Below are 14,880 nucleotides of genomic sequence, written 5' to 3'. Positions count from 1 at the left end.
CCACCCCCGGGGGTGAGGCGGGGAAGGGACGGCGGGAGCCCCGCGGAACCGGGGGAGCCACCGCCGGGGGGACGAGGACTACAGCCAGGAGTGGGTCAGGACGGCGTCGCAGGCGACCGGTTCCCCGGAGTCGTAACCGTGGAGGAACGCGGCGGCCCGCTGCGCCGGTGTGCCGTGGGTCGTCGGGTTCCCGACTTCGTAGTCGCCGAGCCGCTCCATCGTGGCGACGGCCTCCTCGACGTCCGTGCCCTGCAGCTGGCCGGCGTAATAGCTGTCGTTCATCCACACGCCGGCCCAGCAGTCGGCGTGCAGCTCGAGGGCGATGAGCGGGAACTCCGCGGGATCGGTCCCGAGGCCGATCTCCCACTGGACGTTGTGCGCGTACTCGTGCGCGACCATCAGGGCCACGGCGAAGTCGCCGGCGACCTTGCCCGCGTGGTCGTCGGGGTTCACCTGGTACTCCCCGTTCCACAGCCGGATGGCGACGTCCTGGGAGAAGACGACGAGGTCGTCCGCCGGGCAGTAGAACATCGAGTTGTCGTCCGAGGGGCCGCAGCTGGTCGGGAAGACCTCGCCCGGCACGGGGAAGACGTAGTCCACGGAGGTCGCCGGGCCGCCCGCTGCGCCCTGGAACCGCGACCAGTACTCGTGCACGTCGAGCAGCTGCGTCTGCAGGAAGTCCCACATCGACCCCGCCCGCGCGGCGCTGGCGGCGGTGGCATCCCGGGCGGTGCCGGCCGTGGCCGCCGGGTCCGCGGTCGCCAGGTCCGCGGTCGCCGGGTCCGCGGCCGCCGGGTCCGCGGTCGCCGGGTCCGCGGTCGCGGCGGCAGCCGGGGCGGCCGTGCCGGGCAGGACGGTCAGGCCTGCGGCGACGGCGGCGGTCACGAGCACGGCCCGGAGGCCGGGGTGCGTGGGGGACTGCATCGTGTTCGTCCTCTCCTCGGGTCGGTCGAGCACCGACCCGGGGAGCGTCGGGTCGCGCGACCGGCCGCATCCAGGCACCCCAGGGGTGGATCCGCCCCACCCTCCGGCGGGGTACGCGCCTCCCCGGGTGGGGGAGGGAGCGCCCGGCACTCCGGAACGTGCGCGTTCCGGTCACCGGGTGTAGGGACGCACCGGGCGTTCCAGCGATCCGGCGCACGGGGCCATCGACCCGCGGCACCGGAGCGACGATGCTCCCGCCTTCGGTCGGGCATGTCGGGGCGTGCGGTGCCACGGGGAGGCACACGGGCCCGCTCCCGGACCCGTCGCCCGTGGCACGGCGGCGGGCCGTCCGGTGACTGCCAGCGGGGACGGACACGGGAGCCGGCATGGACCAGGGGACGATGGCGCGCGACGCGTCCGTGCCCCTCGTGGTGCGTCTCGGCGGCCGATCCTGGGTGGTCCCGCCGGGCGGGTCGCTCACCATCGGTCGGGACGTCGACGCCGAGGTCCACGTCGACCACGGGCTGGTGTCCCGCCGCCACGCCTCCGTCGGGCCGGCCGCCGGGGGGTGGCTGCTCACCGACCACAGCCGCAACGGCGTGTTCATCGACGGGCAGCGGTCGGCGCAGGTCCTCGTCACCACGCCCACCTCGGTCGAGCTCGGGCACCCGGTGCACGGCGTCCGGATGACGCTCACGCCGATCGCCGGCGCGAGCGGCCCGGGCGGGGCGTCGCCCACGCACGCCCGGAGGACCGGCCAGCACTCCGTCTCCGGCTCGCAGATCAGCATCGGGCGCCTGGCCGGCAACGACGTCGTCGTCGACGACCTGCTGGTCTCGCGGCACCACGCCGTCGTGGAGCGGACACCGCGCGGCTGGCACCTGCGCGATCTGGGCAGCACGAACGGCACGCACCTCAACGGACGTCGCGTCGACAGCGGGGACGTCGCCGAGGGCGACGTGATCGGCGTCGGCCCCGCCCTGCTGCAGCTGCGCGGGGACCGGTTGCTGGAGTACCGCGACCAGGGGGACGTCGACATCGAGGCCGAGGGCCTGGTCGTCACCCGGCAGGGCAGGCGGCTGCTCGACGGCGTCGACCTGCGCATCCCCGGCAGCAGCCTCGTCGCCGTCCTCGGCCCGAGCGGTGCGGGCAAGTCCACGCTGCTGGCCGCACTGGCCGGCACCCGGCCGGCGGACGACGGCGTCGTCCGCTACGGCGGGCGCGACCTGTACGGCGACTACGACGAGCTGCGCCACCGCATCGGCGTCGTGCCGCAGGACGACATCCTGCACCCGCAGCTCACCGTGTCCCGCGCGCTGTCCCACGCGGCGCGCCTGCGCTTCTCCACCGACGTCCCGCGGGAGGACCGCGAGCGGCGCATCGCCGAGGTGCTCGGCGAGCTCGGGCTGGCGGACCAGGCCTCCCAGCGGATCAGCAGCCTGTCCGGCGGGCAGCGCAAGCGGACCAGCGTGGCGCTCGAGCTGCTCACCAGGCCGTCCCTGCTGTTCCTCGACGAACCGACCTCGGGGCTGGATCCCGGCCTGGACAAGCAGGTCATGCGGACGCTGCGCGGGCTCGCGGACCGGGGGCAGACCGTCGTCGTCGTCACCCACAGCGTCCTCAACCTGGACGCGTGCGATCGGCTCGTCATCCTCGCCCGGGGCGGTCGGGTCGCCTACGACGGGCCGCCCGGCGAGGCGCTCGGGTACTTCGGCGTGGCGACCTTCGCCGACGTGTTCCTGCGGCTGGAGGACGACCCCCTCGTCGACTGGCGCAGCCGCCCCCGCGCCGGGCTGGTGTCCCCGCTCCCGGGCCGCTCGCGGGACCGGTCCTGGCCGGCCGGCCCGGTGCGCAGCGGCGCCGGCCTGGTGCAGTTCGGCGTGGTCGCCCGGCGGACCCTCGACGTGCTGCTGGCCGACCGGACCTACCTGGCGTTCCTCGCCTTCCTGCCCGTCGTGCTCAGCGGCCTGGCGCACGCGACACCGAGCCCGCGGGGGCTGACCGCGGAGGTCGGGGACCCGAGGCCGGCGCAGCTCCTGCTCGTCCTGGTGCTCGGCGGCGCGCTCATGGGCACGGCCAGCTCGATCCGGGAGCTGGTCAAGGAGCGGTCCATCTTCCAGCGGGAGCGGGCGATCGGCCTGTCCGGTGGGGCGTACCTGGCGGCCAAGGTGCTGGTGCTCGCCGTGGTCACCTTCCTCCAGGTGGCAGTCTTCGCCGCCCTCTCGATGCTCGGCAGGCCCGGCCCGCGCGACCCGGTCCTGCTGCCCTGGGGCGAGGTGGAGATCGGGCTGGTGGTGGCCGCCGTCACGGTCGCCTCGATGGTGCTCGGCCTGGTCATCTCCTCGCTGATCAGCAACGCCGACCGCGGCATGCCGCTGCTGGTCATGGTGGTCATGCTGCAGCTGGTGCTGTCCGGCGGGCTGTTCGTGCTCGACGGCCGCGCGGGGCTCGACCAGCTGTCGTGGGCGGTGCCCGCGCGCTGGGCGTACGCCATGGGCTCGGTGTCGATGGAGCTGGGCGGGACGCTCACCCCACCGGTCGACGACCCGCTGTGGCGGCCCAGCGCGACCACCTGGCTCGCCGACGTCCTCGTGCTGACCGGTCTCGTCGTGGTGATGCTGCTGGCCGTCCACCTCGGGTTGCGGCGGGACGAGCCGCTGCGTCGCCGGAGCAGGCGGTGACGCGTTCCGGTCGCGGCCCACGGGCGGCGGCACCGGCAGCCGCGTGCCGGACGGCGGCACCGTGCCGGCACGGTGCCCGCCACCCACCCGACCGCGGAGCTCCCTGCCCGGCCTCCGCCGTCGAAGGATGATCATGGCTCCCGAGTCGTTCGGCCCCTACCAGGTCCACGAGCTCATCGGTCGTGGCGGCATGGGCGAGGTCCACCGCGCCTACGACACCGTGCGGCGGCGCGCGGTCGCCCTGAAACGGCTGCGGCCCGAGTTCGCCGCCGACGACCGGTTCCGCGCTCGCTTCCTGGGCGAGTGCCAGCGGGCGGCGCAGCTGACCGAGGCCCACGTCATCCCGATCCACGACTTCGGGGAGATCAACGGCCGGCTCTACCTCGACATGCGGCTGATCCAGGGCGACGACCTCGAGAAGGTCCTGGCGGAGCGGGGCCCGCTGCCGGCCGACCGCGCCGTCGACGTCGTCACCCAGGTCGCCGCGGCGCTCGACGCCGCCCATGCCGCCGGCCTCCTCCACCGCGACGTCAAGCCGTCGAACGTCCTGCTGAGCAGCGACGGGACCGGCCTGCACTGCTACCTCGCGGACTTCGGCGTGGCCGCGGCCGTCGGCGGCACCGGGTCCTTCACCACCACCGGGACGACGGTCGGGACGATGGACTACATCGCGCCCGAGCGGCTCACCGGTGGGCCCACCGACCACCGGGTGGACGTGTACTCCCTCGCCTGCCTGCTGCACGAGGCGCTGACGGGGCAGCCGCCGTTCCGGGCGGACGAGCTGCCCGCGATGATGTACGCCCACCTCACCGTCGAGCCGCCCCGGCCGTCCCTGCTCGTGCCGTCGGTACCGCCGACCCTGGACGACGTCGTCGTGCGCGGGATGGCCAAGGACCCGCGTGCCCGGTACGGGAGCGCGGGGGAGATGGCCCTCGCCGCCGCCGCGGCGCTGTCCGGCCGGTCGGGCTGGGCGCCGGGGACCGGCGCGGTGACGGGCGTCGCCCCGGTCACCGGCGTCGCCCCGGTCACCGGGGTCGCCCCGGTCACCGGCATCGCCCCGGTCACCGGCGTCGCCCCGGTCACCGGCGTCGCCCCGGGAGCGGCGGGCGGTCCCGTCCCGGTCACGCAGTCGGTCGACCTGCCGCCCCGGCCCCCACGCGCCGGGACGCCGTGGCTGCTCGGCCCCGACTCGTCCCCGCGTCCCCGCCACCGGCGGCGGCGCCGGACGCGTGCGCTGCTCGTCGCGGCCGCGCTGCTGGTCGCCGCGGGCGCCATGGCCCTCGGGGCGAATCTGCTCGGCTCCGTCGAACCGGTCCCGGTCACGGCCGAGCCGGCGGGCTCGCCCGGTGCCGATCCGTTCGTGCCGCCACCGGCCGACGCTGCCACGCCCGCCACACCGTCGCCGTCCGCGGGCACGTCCCCGGCGGCCGGCGGATCGGCGGCCGGTCCACCGGTAGCCGGAGGAGCCGAGTCGGAGCGCCCGGTGTCCGGCGACTCCGCGGGCCTGTACGGCGGATCGGGCGCCGAGGCGTGCGACCAGGAGGGCCTGGCCACGTTCCTCGAGCAGCACCCGGACCGGGGCGCGGCCTGGGCGCGCGCCCAGGGCATCCCGCGGGACGAGATCCGCCCCTTCGTGACGGGTCTCACGCCGGTCGTCCTCCGCGCCGACACGGCGGTCACCAACCACGGCTTCCGGGGCGGCCGGGCACAGGCGTACCAGTCGGTCCTGCAGGCCGGGACCGCGGTGCTCGTCGACGACCGCGGTACACCGCGGGTGCGGTGCTCCTGCGGCAACCCGCTCGACGCACCCGCCGCCCGACCCGCGGTCCGCTACGTCGGGCAGCCCTGGCCGGCGTTGGCGACGAAACCGGTGGCGGTGGTGCGCCCGGCACCCGTCATCGTGCAGAACTTCGTCGTCGTCGACGTGCAGCACAACCTCACCGTCGTCCTCGAACGGCCGCGGGGCACCGACGGTGGGGAGGACCGTCCCGCTCCCCCCGAGGTGGTCGAGGCGGCCCGCCAGACCGCCGCGGTGGTCCCGTTCGACCCCGCGTTCGACGACGAGCCGGACGACGAGCCGTCGCAGCGTGCTACGGGCACCGACCCCGACGACCCCACGACGCCGCCGCCCGGCCGGACGTCGGACGGCGGGTCGAGCGGATCGTCGACGTCGGGGTCCAGCGGATCGTCGACGTCGGGGTCCAGCGGATCGTCGGCGCCGGGAGGGACGCCCGACTCGGGCCCGACGTCGGGTTCGGGCTCGACCCCGGACCCGTCGTCCTCCTCGGACCCGGGGCGATCCCCGGAGTCGGGGTCGAGCGGGTCGCCGGAAACGGGTTCCCCGGGATCGGTTCCGTCCTCGGATCCGGGTGCGCCGGTCGACCCGGGCCCCACCTCGGATCCGGGCCGGACGTCGGACTCGAACCCTTCGTCCGAGCCGCAGCCACCCGTCGAGCCGCAGCCACCCGTCGAGCCGCAGCCACCGGTGGGCGAGCAGCCGACCGACGGGCAGCCGACCGACCAGCAGCCGGCGACCGACCAGCAGCCGGCGACGGCCACGCCGTCCCACGCCTGCCCCGGACCGCAGACGGAGTCGTGCAGCCCGGCTCCCTGACCGGGCCGGGAGCGGGATCGGCCGCGACCCGCTCGGCGACGACCGCACCGGTGTCCGTGCCCGAGGTTCCCACCGGCGATCGACGGTGCGGGAGGGGGGAGTCGAACCCCCACGCCCGAAGGCACCAGATCCTAAGTCTGGCGTGGCTGCCGTTACACCACTCCCGCGTCGGCCCGAGTCTAGGAGTCCCCCGGGCGGGTGCCGGTCAGGGCGTGAATGCGCTGGATCCGGCGCCGTCTGGCAGGCTGTCGCCGTGCCTCGCGACCCTCGAGAGATCCAGTTGGAGATCGACGCCGCCCGTGAGTCGCTGGCCGCGACGCTCGACACGCTCGCCTTCCGGGGCAGCCCGAAGCGGCTCGCGGGGGATGGCAAGGCGGCGGCGCTCCGGTTCCTGCAGTCGCCGGCCGGGATCGCCGTGGTCAGCGTCCTCGGACTGGTCATGACCGTGGGCGCCGTCCGGAAGGCCCGGCACCGGAGCCGCTGACCGGCGCACACTGGACGGCGTGCACCCCTCTCGCGATCCCGCAGGCCCCGGTCAGGAGTCCGTCTGGGACTACCCCCGCCCGCCGTCGGCGGAGGTCACGCCGCGGCGGGTGGTCGTCGAGGTCGCCGGCCGGGTCGTCGCCTCGACCGACCGCGCGGTGCGCGTCTGCGAGACCAGCCACCCGCCCGTCTACTACGTGCCCCGCGACGACGTCGCCGACGGCGTGCTCGAGCGCGCCGGCGGTGGGTCGTGGTGCGAGTGGAAGGGGCAGGCGACCTACTGGGACGTCGTCGTCGACGGACGCCGACTGCCCGCCGTCGCGTGGTCCTACGAAGACCCTGCGCCCGGCTACGAGCAGCTGCGCGGCGCCGTCGCCTTCTACCCGGGACGGGTGGACCGGGCGCTGGTCGACGGCGAGCAGGCGCGACCGCAGCCCGGCGAGTTCTACGGCGGGTGGATCACCGACGAGGTGGTCGGCCCGTTCAAGGGCGAGCCGGGTACCTGGGGCTGGTGACGGACCGGTGACGGCGGCCTCTCCCGCGCCGGACCGCGTCAGCCCGGCGCGTGGGTGGCCCGGATGAGGGGCAGCAGCACCTGCTCGAGCACCTCGTCGGCGTACAGCTCGTCGACCCGCTCGCCGGTGAGCAGCCAGCGCTGCACCAGCAGCGCGCTGGCCGCCTCCGCCGTCAGCGAGCCGGACAGACCCGGTCGCACCTCGCCGCGCTGCTCCGCGCGCGCCCAGACCTCGTCGAAGCCGTGCCGCCACACGCCCATCGGCCCGGCGCGGAAGGCCTCCGCCAGCGCCGGGTGGTGCGGCACGGTCGACAGCAGCGACAGGGTCGCCGCACCGGCCGGCCCGCTGATGACCCCCACCAGGGAGCGCAGCATCGACCGGAGGTCGCCCTCCAGCGAGCCGGTGTCGGGCGGTGTGATCTCGGCGCGGTTGAGCTCGGCGATGGTGTCGACGACGAGGTCCTGCTTGGTGCGCCACCGGCGGTAGATCGTCGCCTTGCCGACCCCCGCCTCGGCCGCGACCGCGTCCATCGTCAGCGCGCCGTAGCCGACCTCCGCGAGCAGTTGCAGGATCGCGGCCCGGATCACGCTGTCGCGACTCGGGTCGCGTGGGCGACCGCCCCGGCTGGGACGGGGTGTCTCGGTCATGGCGGCGCTCATGTCGCTGACTTTAGACACTTAAGCGATGACCTGGTGGGATCATCCGCGCAGGTCGCGGAGGCATCACCCGAGCGGGCGTCGGGCCCGGCCGCGCGCCTGTTCCGCAGCCGCCCGACCGTGGGTCATCCTGCGCCTGTGGGAACCATCTGCGGCGGCACCTGCGGGTGCCGGTCCAACTGGGAGGTGCCCGGCCGGGCGTCCCGGGCGCTGCTGGCCACCTCCGTCGGTCACGTCCTCCCGGCGGTCGCCCGGACCGCCGACGCCCTGGGCCTGACCGTGTACACCGCCCCGTCGCTGCTCGACGTCGTCGACGACCGGGGCGGCCGCGGGCTCGAGCGGCTCTTCGAACGGCTGGCCCGGGACCTGACCGCCGCCGAGACCGAGGCGCTGCGGGTGGTCACCGATCCACCGGACGACGGCACGGAGCTCACCGCCCGGTTGCTCACGGCGCCGACCTTCGCCGTCGAGCTGGCCCGGCGCGGCATCACCGTCGAGGTGGGCGTGCTCGCCGAGGCCGAGTTCTGGTCGGTCTACCAGCCGATCGTCTCGCTCGCCGACCGCAGGGTCGTCGCCCACGAGGCGCTGCTCCGGGGGGTGGTCGACGGCCGGGAGGTCGGCGGCGGCGACCTCTTCTTCGTCGCGGAGGCCGCCGGGTGGTTGGACCGCTTGGACCGCATCGGCCGCGAGTCGGCCATCGCCGGCGCGGTCCCGTGGCTGGGCGACGACGACCTCTACGTCAACTTCAACCCCACGTCGATCTTCCGCCCGCAGGTCTGCCTGGCCAGCACCGAGCGGGTCGTGCACGACACCGGCGTCCCGCCGCACCAGCTGGTCTTCGAGGTGGTCGAGTCGCACGCCGTCGCCGACCGCGGGCACCTCGTCTCCCTGCTGGAGCACTACCGCTCGCTGGGTTGGCGGGTTGCACTCGACGACGTGGGCGCCGGCTGGTCGAGCCTCACGCTGCTGGCCGCCGTCCGGCCCGACGTGGTCAAGCTGGACAAGGGACTGGTGCAGCAGCTGCCGCACGACGGTGCCCGCACCGTGGTGAAGGCGGTGGCCGACATGGCCCACGAGCTCGGCGCGGTGGTCGTCGCGGAGGGCATCGAGACCGAGCAGCTGGCCGAGCAGGTCGCCGAGCTCGGCGCGGACCTCGGTCAGGGCTGGCTGTTCGGCCGCCCGGCCCGTCCCGGGCCGTCCGTCGCGGAGCCCGACGTCCGCTGGCAACCCGCCGTCCCGCACGCGAGCTGACCCGGGCGGAAGTCGGCTCAGGTCAGGCCCCACCGGGTGAGCACGGGGCGACCGTGCTCGTGCCCGAGGACGCCGAAGCTGCCGGCCGGCAGGGCGAACAGCCGCCCGGCCTCCGGTTCCAGGCCGAGCCAGCGGGCGGTGAGCACCCGCAGCACGTGCCCGTGCGCGACCAGCGCGACGTCACCGTCGTCCAGCCGCTCCCGCACCCGGTCGAGCACCCGGTCGACCCGGCCCCCGGCGGCGGCCAACGTCTCGCCCGGCGTCGGCCCGGGCACGGTGCCGTCGCGCCAGATCGACCACTCGCGGCCGAGCTCCTCGCTGATCTCCGCCGTCGTCCGGCCCTCGTAGCCGCCGTAGTCGAGCTCGACGAGGTCCTCGTCGGTCGCGGTGACCCGCAGGCCGGCCAGCTCGGCGGTCCGCACCGCCCGCTGCCGGGGGGAGACGCGCACCTCGACGAACCGGTGCCCGGCGAGTGCCGCGGCCAGCGCCCGCGCCTGCTCCTCGCCCTCCGGGAGCAGCGGCAGGTCGGTGACGCCGGTGTGCTGGCCGCTGAGGCTCCACTCGGTCTGCCCGTGCCGCAGGACGACGATCTGGCCCCGGTCACCACCCATGGCGACATCGAACAGGCACAGGGGCATCCCGGCGAGGGCGGTCGCGCTGCCACCCGGCCCGGCGACCGGTCACCGGCCCGGACGACCGGGGGAGCGGCGCCGGCTCAGCGCCAGCGACGCAGGGAGAGCGCGCTGCCCCGGTGGGAGCCGAGGGTGCGGCGGCGGGCCGGCGCCGGGTGCTCGGGCACCCGCGACCGGCGGTGCCCGCGCTCGTCGCGACGTCCGGCCGCCGAAGGCCGCAGGAGTCCCGCTGGGGGAGGCGGCGTGCCCGCCGTGGGCGGCGCCGTCGGGACGACCGGCGGTGGGCAGCGGTGCGGCTCGGTCGGCGGGGCGACCGCCGGTGCGTCCACCGGGCCGTCGAGCTCCAGCGCTGCGGAGAAGTCGGCCAGCACGACGAGACGCCGCGTGGCCGCAGAGGCGCCGACGATGCGGCAGCGCCGTGCGGCACGGGCGAGGTCGGCCGTGAAGTCGGCGAGCACGTGCAGTGCCGAGCAGTCCCAGAACCGGGCCGCGGCGACGTCGACCACGACGCGCGATGTGCCCAGGCCCGCGGCCTGGGCGAGGGCGTCGGCGAGCAGCGCGGCGGTGGACAGGTCCGCCTCACCGGTCAGCCGGACGACGACCTGGTCCGGGCCCGGGACGAGGGCGACGTTGAGCGGGGGCACACCTTCTCCTCAGCTCGCTGGTCCACGCCGTCGCTTCGACGGAACCGGTCCTGACGGTAGGCCCATCCCCGACGAATCACAACACCCAGTGGTGACGCGACTGCGCAGAGCGGTCAAGGAGGCCGAGGGGCCGTGCCGTGGCACCCGCGACCCCGCGCGACCGCACGACGCGGGAAAGTGGACAGGTGACGGGTGCGGCGGGCGCCGGCGAGGTCGACCCGGTCGGGACCGGGCGCACCCGACCCGGCCGGTCGGCCGAGCTGCTGTCGGCCCTGGGCGAGCTGGAAGTGGCGCAGGAGGAGCTGCGCGTCGCCGAGGAGGAGATCACGGCGCAGCGGGCCGAGCTCGACGTGCTGCTCGCCCGGCAGGCCGCCGAGCGGGGCTGGCGGGAGCGGCTGACGGATCTGCTCGCCGTCGGGGTGCTGGTCACCGACGCGCAGGGCGGCGTGCTGGAGGCCAACGCGGCGGCCTGCGACCTGATCGGCATCCGGCCGGTGCACCTGGTGGGCAAGCCGCTCCCCGTCTTCGTCCGGCCCGACGAGCGCACCGCGCTGCGGTCCTCGCTCCGCCGGCTCGTGCACGGGGCAGCCGAGGAGCGGGTCCGGGTCACGCTGGCGCCGCGCCGCGGCGCGCCGCTGCCGGTCGAGCTCGTCGGCATGCACGTGGAGGGCGGCGTCCGGTGGGTCGTCGTCCCCGATCGGGCCGCGCCGGCGCGGCCCGATGGCGTCACGACGGAGGGCCCTCCGTCGACCGCTCGGACCCCCGCGGCGGCCTCGCCGCCCGAGCCGCCGGTCGGGGAGGCGGAGGCGGTCGCGACCGCGTTCGCCCGCTTGTGCCTGCTACCGCTCGACAGCAGCGATCCGCAGCGGCTGCTCGGCCGCCTGGCCGCCGTCGTCACGGCCGCGATCCCGGGCGCCGACGCGTCGGGGGTCTCCCTCGGGTCGCCCCGAGCGCCGGAACGGCTGGCCAGCGACGACGCCCTCGCCCAGCAGTTCGACGGCCTGCAGCTGCAGGCCGGCGAGGGGCCGTGCGTCGATGCCTACGAGCAGCGCTCCGTCGTCGTCGGCGACGACCTGCCGGGGGATCCGCGCTGGCCCGGTCTCGCGCGGGCGGACCCGCACACGGCGGGTGTCCGGTCCGTCCTCGCGCTGCCCATCCCGGTTCAGGACCGTCACGTGGGCGTGCTCAACGTCTACGCACGCGGACGGGACGTCTTCTCCGCGCATGCGGTCCGCATCGGCGAACTCGTGGTCGTCGCCGTGGGCGCCGTGTTCGAGGCCGTGGAGGAGCGGAGATCCCTGCAGGAACTCAGCCGGCACCTCAACCGGGCGCTGGAGTCACGGGCGGTCATCGACCAGGCCAAGGGCATGGTCATGGCCCGCCACGGCGGCACCGCCGACGCGGCCTTCGCCCGGCTCGTCGCCTACTCCAGCCGGCACAACGTCAAGCTGCGCGACGTCGCAGCCCTGCTGGTCCGGGGCGAGGCGACCGACGCGCTCCTGCGGCAGCTGTGAGCCGCGTTCAATCCGCCTGCGGGTCCATGAGGAGAACCGTGCCGGTCTGCCGGCCGGCCGGGTCGCGCAGCGGGCTGGCCGTCACCCGGAGGCGGATCCGCTTGCCGCGTCGGTTGACCGCAGGCACGGTCACCTCCTGGTGCGCGCCGCTCCCGGTCAGCTCGTGCAGCACGGGGCTGACCCGGTCGACCGGCAGCCCGATGTCCAGGTCGGCCAGCAGCCGGCCGAGGGCCTCGTCCTCGCGCACGCCCCACAGCTCGGCGGCTGCGGTGTTCCAGGTCAGCACCCGGTAACCGCCGTCCAGCACCACCAGGCCGGCCCGGACGCTGGACAGCACCGCGGTCAGCAGGTCGTTGCGTTCGGCGACCTGGCTGGTGTGCTCGCGCAGGTCGTCGTTGCCGGAGTGCAGCGCGTCGTTCATCGACTGCAGCTCCTCGTTCATCGTCTCGAGTTCCTCGTTGGTGGACTGGAGCTCCTCGTTGGTGGTCTCCAGCTCCTCGACCGTCGACTGCAGCTCCTCGTTGGTGGTCTCGAGCTCCTCGTTGGTCGACTGGAGCTCCTCGTAGGCGGTCTCCAGCTGCTCGTTGGCGTACTCGAGTTCCCGCTGCAGCGACCGGTAGCGGCTGACGTCCTCGAAGACCACGCTGGTGCCGATCAGCTCACCGGTGTCGTCGGCGAGCGGGGTGACCTGGACGTCCAGCACGACGGGATCGGCGCCGAGCCGGTGCACCTCGACGCCGCGGATCCACTGCACGCGCCGCTCGGTGGCCGCCTGCTCGATGTGGGTGCGCAGCTCGAGCGGGCGGTAGGAGAGCTCGAGGTCCTGGAACAGCCGGCCGATGTCACGCGGGTTCAGGCCGAACAGCCGGTCGGCCTCGATGTTGGACAGCGCCAGCACGCCCGCGGCATCGAGGACCACCTGGGCCGACGGCGCGGCGAGCAGTGCCTGCTCCCGGAGCCGTTCGTCCGGGCGACGGACCTCGTGGTTCGCGGTCCGGGCGGCGAGGAAGACGCGGCCGCGCCGTCCGTTCCCGCCGAAGTCCTGCCGCCTGCGGAACAGCCGCCGCGAGAGGTCGACCGGCGCGAACAGCGCCGAGTGCGACAGCAGCAGCTCGGCCTTGCCCAGCACGAGCACCCCGTGCGGCTCGAGGGCGAAGTGCAGCCGCTCGGCCACCTGGTGCTGGGTGTCGGCGTTGAAGTACATGAGGGTGTTGCGGCACAGGAGCAGGTCGACGTGCGAGATGGGCGCGTCCTGCACCAGGTCGTTGCGACCGAAGATGACCCCTCGGCGCAGGTCCTTGCGGAACGCGGCGCGGGTCCCCTCCCGTTCGAAGAAGCGTTCCAGCCGCTCCGGGCTGATGCCCTTGAGCTCGGCCTCGGTGTAGGTCGCCAGCCGGGCGGCCGTGAGCGCCTCCTCGTCGACGTCGGTGGCGTAGATCTTGACCCGGCGCCGGTACTCCTCGTGACCGAGCTGCTCGGCGAGCAGCATCGCCAACGAGTAGGCCTCCTGCCCGGACGCGCACCCGGCGCTCCAGGCGCGGATCGGCCGGCCGCGGGTGACGAGCTCGGGCAGCACGTGATCGGCGAGGTAGGCCCACGTGTCGGGGTCGCGGAAGAACGAGGTGACGTTGATCAGGATGGTGTTGAACAGCGCGACGAACTCCTCCTGGTGCAGCTCCAGGTGGTCGCGGTACCCGGTGAAGGAGTCCAGGCCGACGTCGTGCATCCGGCGGGTGATCCGGCGCAGCAGACTCGGCCGCTTGTAGCCGGTGAAGTCGAAACCGCGGCTCTCCTTCAGCCAGGCGAGCAGCTCCTCGAAGTCGGGGTCGACCGCGGTGAGCGCCGAGTCGTCCGTGTACTCGCCGGTGCTCATGCCACGCCGTCCGCGGGCTCGTCGGTGACGCCCAGCGTGGCGCGCTCGAGCAGGTCGCGGATCAGCAGCGCGGCGCGGTGCGCGTCGGCGGCCCGCTCGTCGAAGCGCTCGCCGGTCAGCGCGTGCCCGGATGCGCGTGCCCGGTCTCCCATGGTCCGCGCGAGCTGCGCCTTCTCCTCGAGGCTGCGCAGGGCCATCCACAGCGCCCCCTCGACGGCGCTGTTCTGCTGGATGGCCAGCGACTCGGCCGACCAGCCGTGCCCCACGAGGCAGCGGTACCGGTGCAGCGACTCGTCGGGGATGCTGAACAGCGGGCCGTGGCAGTCGGGACAGGTCATCGCCACGGGGGAGCCCGGGTGCTCCACTCCGCCGATCGCGTCGTCGTCCATCGCGGCCATTGCGTTCTCCTGACGCATCGGTAGTGGCAGCGGAGCGACGCCGCCGTCCGGGACCTCCTCGACGCTGAGCCGGCCCAGCAGCGCGCCGATCCCCGCGGCGGGCAGCACGTGCTCGACCTTCAGGGCGGCGGCCGCCGACCGCGGCATGCTCGGATAGAGGGCTTCCTCCGGGTCCTGCACCACAGGGACGCCGCCCCGCGCGGCGACCGCCACCAGGCCGGCGGCGCCGTCGTCCAGCGCCCCGGACAGCACGACGCCGATGACGCGGGCGCCGGCGACGTGCGCGGCGGAGCGGAACAACGCGTCGACCGCGGGCCGGTGGCCGTTCTCCCGCGGTCCCATCGACAGGGTGAGCCGATCGCCCTCGCTCAGCAGCAGGTGCCGGTCGGGCACGGCGACCGACACGGTCCCGTGCTCCAGCGGAGCACCTTCGCGGGCGGGACGCGCCGGCAGCGGGCCGGCCCGGTCGAGCACCTGGGCCAGCGCGCTCCCACCGCTGGAGGGCAGGTGCAGCACGACCAGCACGGCGGCGGGTAGGTCGGGCGGGAACCCGGCGACCAGGCCGCGCAGCGCCTCCACGCCGCCGGCGGAGGCGCCGCCGACGACGACGTCCCTGTGGGCCATGCCCGCCTCGATCCTGTTCCGGTATGCAGGCCTCCACCCTCCTCCCTCTCCGCCACCGTGGCGAGGACGGC

At 75.1% G+C, this 14,880-nt stretch carries 12 protein-coding genes and 1 tRNA gene; 6 read left to right on the top strand and 7 right to left on the bottom strand.

Going from position 1 to position 14,880, the window contains the following annotated elements; genetic code table 11:
• Positions 1-78: 78 nt before the first annotated feature.
• A complete protein-coding gene (locus tag OF117_RS19620; RefSeq protein WP_263554535.1) occupies positions 79-924 on the bottom strand; it encodes a neutral zinc metallopeptidase in 846 nt (281 codons plus the stop codon).
• 386 nt (positions 925-1,310) lie between these two features.
• Here OF117_RS19620 and OF117_RS19615 point away from each other — a divergent pair, with 386 nt between their 5' ends.
• Both OF117_RS19615 and OF117_RS19610 read left to right on the top strand, forming a co-directional pair.
• The gene (locus OF117_RS19615; protein ID WP_263554534.1) at positions 1,311-3,605 is read left to right on the top strand and encodes an ATP-binding cassette domain-containing protein; all 2,295 of its coding nucleotides are present in this window, start codon (positions 1,311-1,313) and stop codon (positions 3,603-3,605) included.
• Positions 3,606-3,738: 133 nt separating this feature from the next.
• Positions 3,739-6,219 carry a serine/threonine protein kinase gene (locus tag OF117_RS19610; protein WP_263554533.1) on the top strand — a complete coding sequence of 827 codons (2,481 nt, stop codon included), beginning with the start codon at positions 3,739-3,741 and terminating at the stop codon, positions 6,217-6,219.
• Between the two features lie 86 nt (positions 6,220-6,305).
• Here the strand turns inward: OF117_RS19610 and OF117_RS19605 are convergent.
• Positions 6,306-6,386: transfer RNA gene (locus OF117_RS19605), tRNA-Leu, on the bottom strand.
• Positions 6,387-6,472: 86 nt separating this feature from the next.
• Between OF117_RS19605 and OF117_RS19600 the strand changes: the two genes are divergently transcribed.
• The gene (locus OF117_RS19600; protein ID WP_263554532.1) at positions 6,473-6,703 is read left to right on the top strand and encodes a DUF3618 domain-containing protein; all 231 of its coding nucleotides are present in this window, start codon (positions 6,473-6,475) and stop codon (positions 6,701-6,703) included.
• Between the two features lie 19 nt (positions 6,704-6,722).
• Positions 6,723-7,217: a DUF427 domain-containing protein gene (locus tag OF117_RS19595; protein ID WP_263554531.1), complete on the top strand. Its 495-nt coding sequence runs from the start codon at positions 6,723-6,725 to the stop codon at positions 7,215-7,217.
• 38 nt (positions 7,218-7,255) lie between these two features.
• Here OF117_RS19595 and OF117_RS19590 read toward each other — a convergent pair whose 3' ends face one another.
• Positions 7,256-7,876: a TetR/AcrR family transcriptional regulator gene (locus tag OF117_RS19590; RefSeq protein WP_263554530.1), complete on the bottom strand. Its 621-nt coding sequence runs from the start codon at positions 7,874-7,876 to the stop codon at positions 7,256-7,258.
• 135 nt (positions 7,877-8,011) lie between these two features.
• Here OF117_RS19590 and OF117_RS19585 point away from each other — a divergent pair, with 135 nt between their 5' ends.
• Complete coding sequence (locus OF117_RS19585; protein ID WP_263554529.1) at positions 8,012-9,124, top strand: EAL domain-containing protein; 1,113 nt, start codon at positions 8,012-8,014, stop codon at positions 9,122-9,124.
• Positions 9,125-9,141: 17 nt separating this feature from the next.
• On the opposite strand, the gene OF117_RS19580 is transcribed toward OF117_RS19585, so the two are convergent.
• Complete coding sequence (locus OF117_RS19580) at positions 9,142-9,735, bottom strand: histidine phosphatase family protein (protein WP_263554528.1); 594 nt, start codon at positions 9,733-9,735, stop codon at positions 9,142-9,144.
• A gap of 104 nt (positions 9,736-9,839) precedes the next feature.
• Positions 9,840-10,400 (bottom strand): STAS domain-containing protein, encoded by a 561-nt coding sequence (locus OF117_RS19575; RefSeq protein WP_263554527.1) that lies wholly within the window; start codon positions 10,398-10,400, stop codon positions 9,840-9,842.
• A gap of 185 nt (positions 10,401-10,585) precedes the next feature.
• On the opposite strand from OF117_RS19575, the gene OF117_RS19570 reads away from it, so the two are divergent.
• Positions 10,586-11,914 carry an ANTAR domain-containing protein gene (locus tag OF117_RS19570; protein ID WP_263554526.1) on the top strand — a complete coding sequence of 443 codons (1,329 nt, stop codon included), beginning with the start codon at positions 10,586-10,588 and terminating at the stop codon, positions 11,912-11,914.
• Positions 11,915-11,921: 7 nt separating this feature from the next.
• Here the strand turns inward: OF117_RS19570 and OF117_RS19565 are convergent, their stop codons facing one another.
• Both OF117_RS19565 and OF117_RS19560 read right to left on the bottom strand, forming a co-directional pair.
• Entirely contained in the window at positions 11,922-13,787 is a 1,866-nt protein-coding gene (locus tag OF117_RS19565) for a CheR family methyltransferase (RefSeq protein ID WP_263554525.1), read from the bottom strand.
• Positions 13,784-14,809: a chemotaxis protein CheB gene (locus tag OF117_RS19560; protein ID WP_263554524.1), complete on the bottom strand. Its 1,026-nt coding sequence runs from the start codon at positions 14,807-14,809 to the stop codon at positions 13,784-13,786. The genes OF117_RS19565 and OF117_RS19560 overlap by 4 nt, the downstream gene beginning before the upstream one ends.
• Positions 14,810-14,880: the final 71 nt, after the last annotated feature.

The sequence above is a fragment of the Geodermatophilus sp. YIM 151500 genome (assembly GCF_025716945.1).
GTDB lineage: Bacteria > Actinomycetota > Actinomycetes > Mycobacteriales > Geodermatophilaceae > YIM-151500.
The sequence above is the reverse complement of the archived record's forward strand: the minus strand, read 5'-3'. Positions and strand labels throughout refer to the sequence as shown.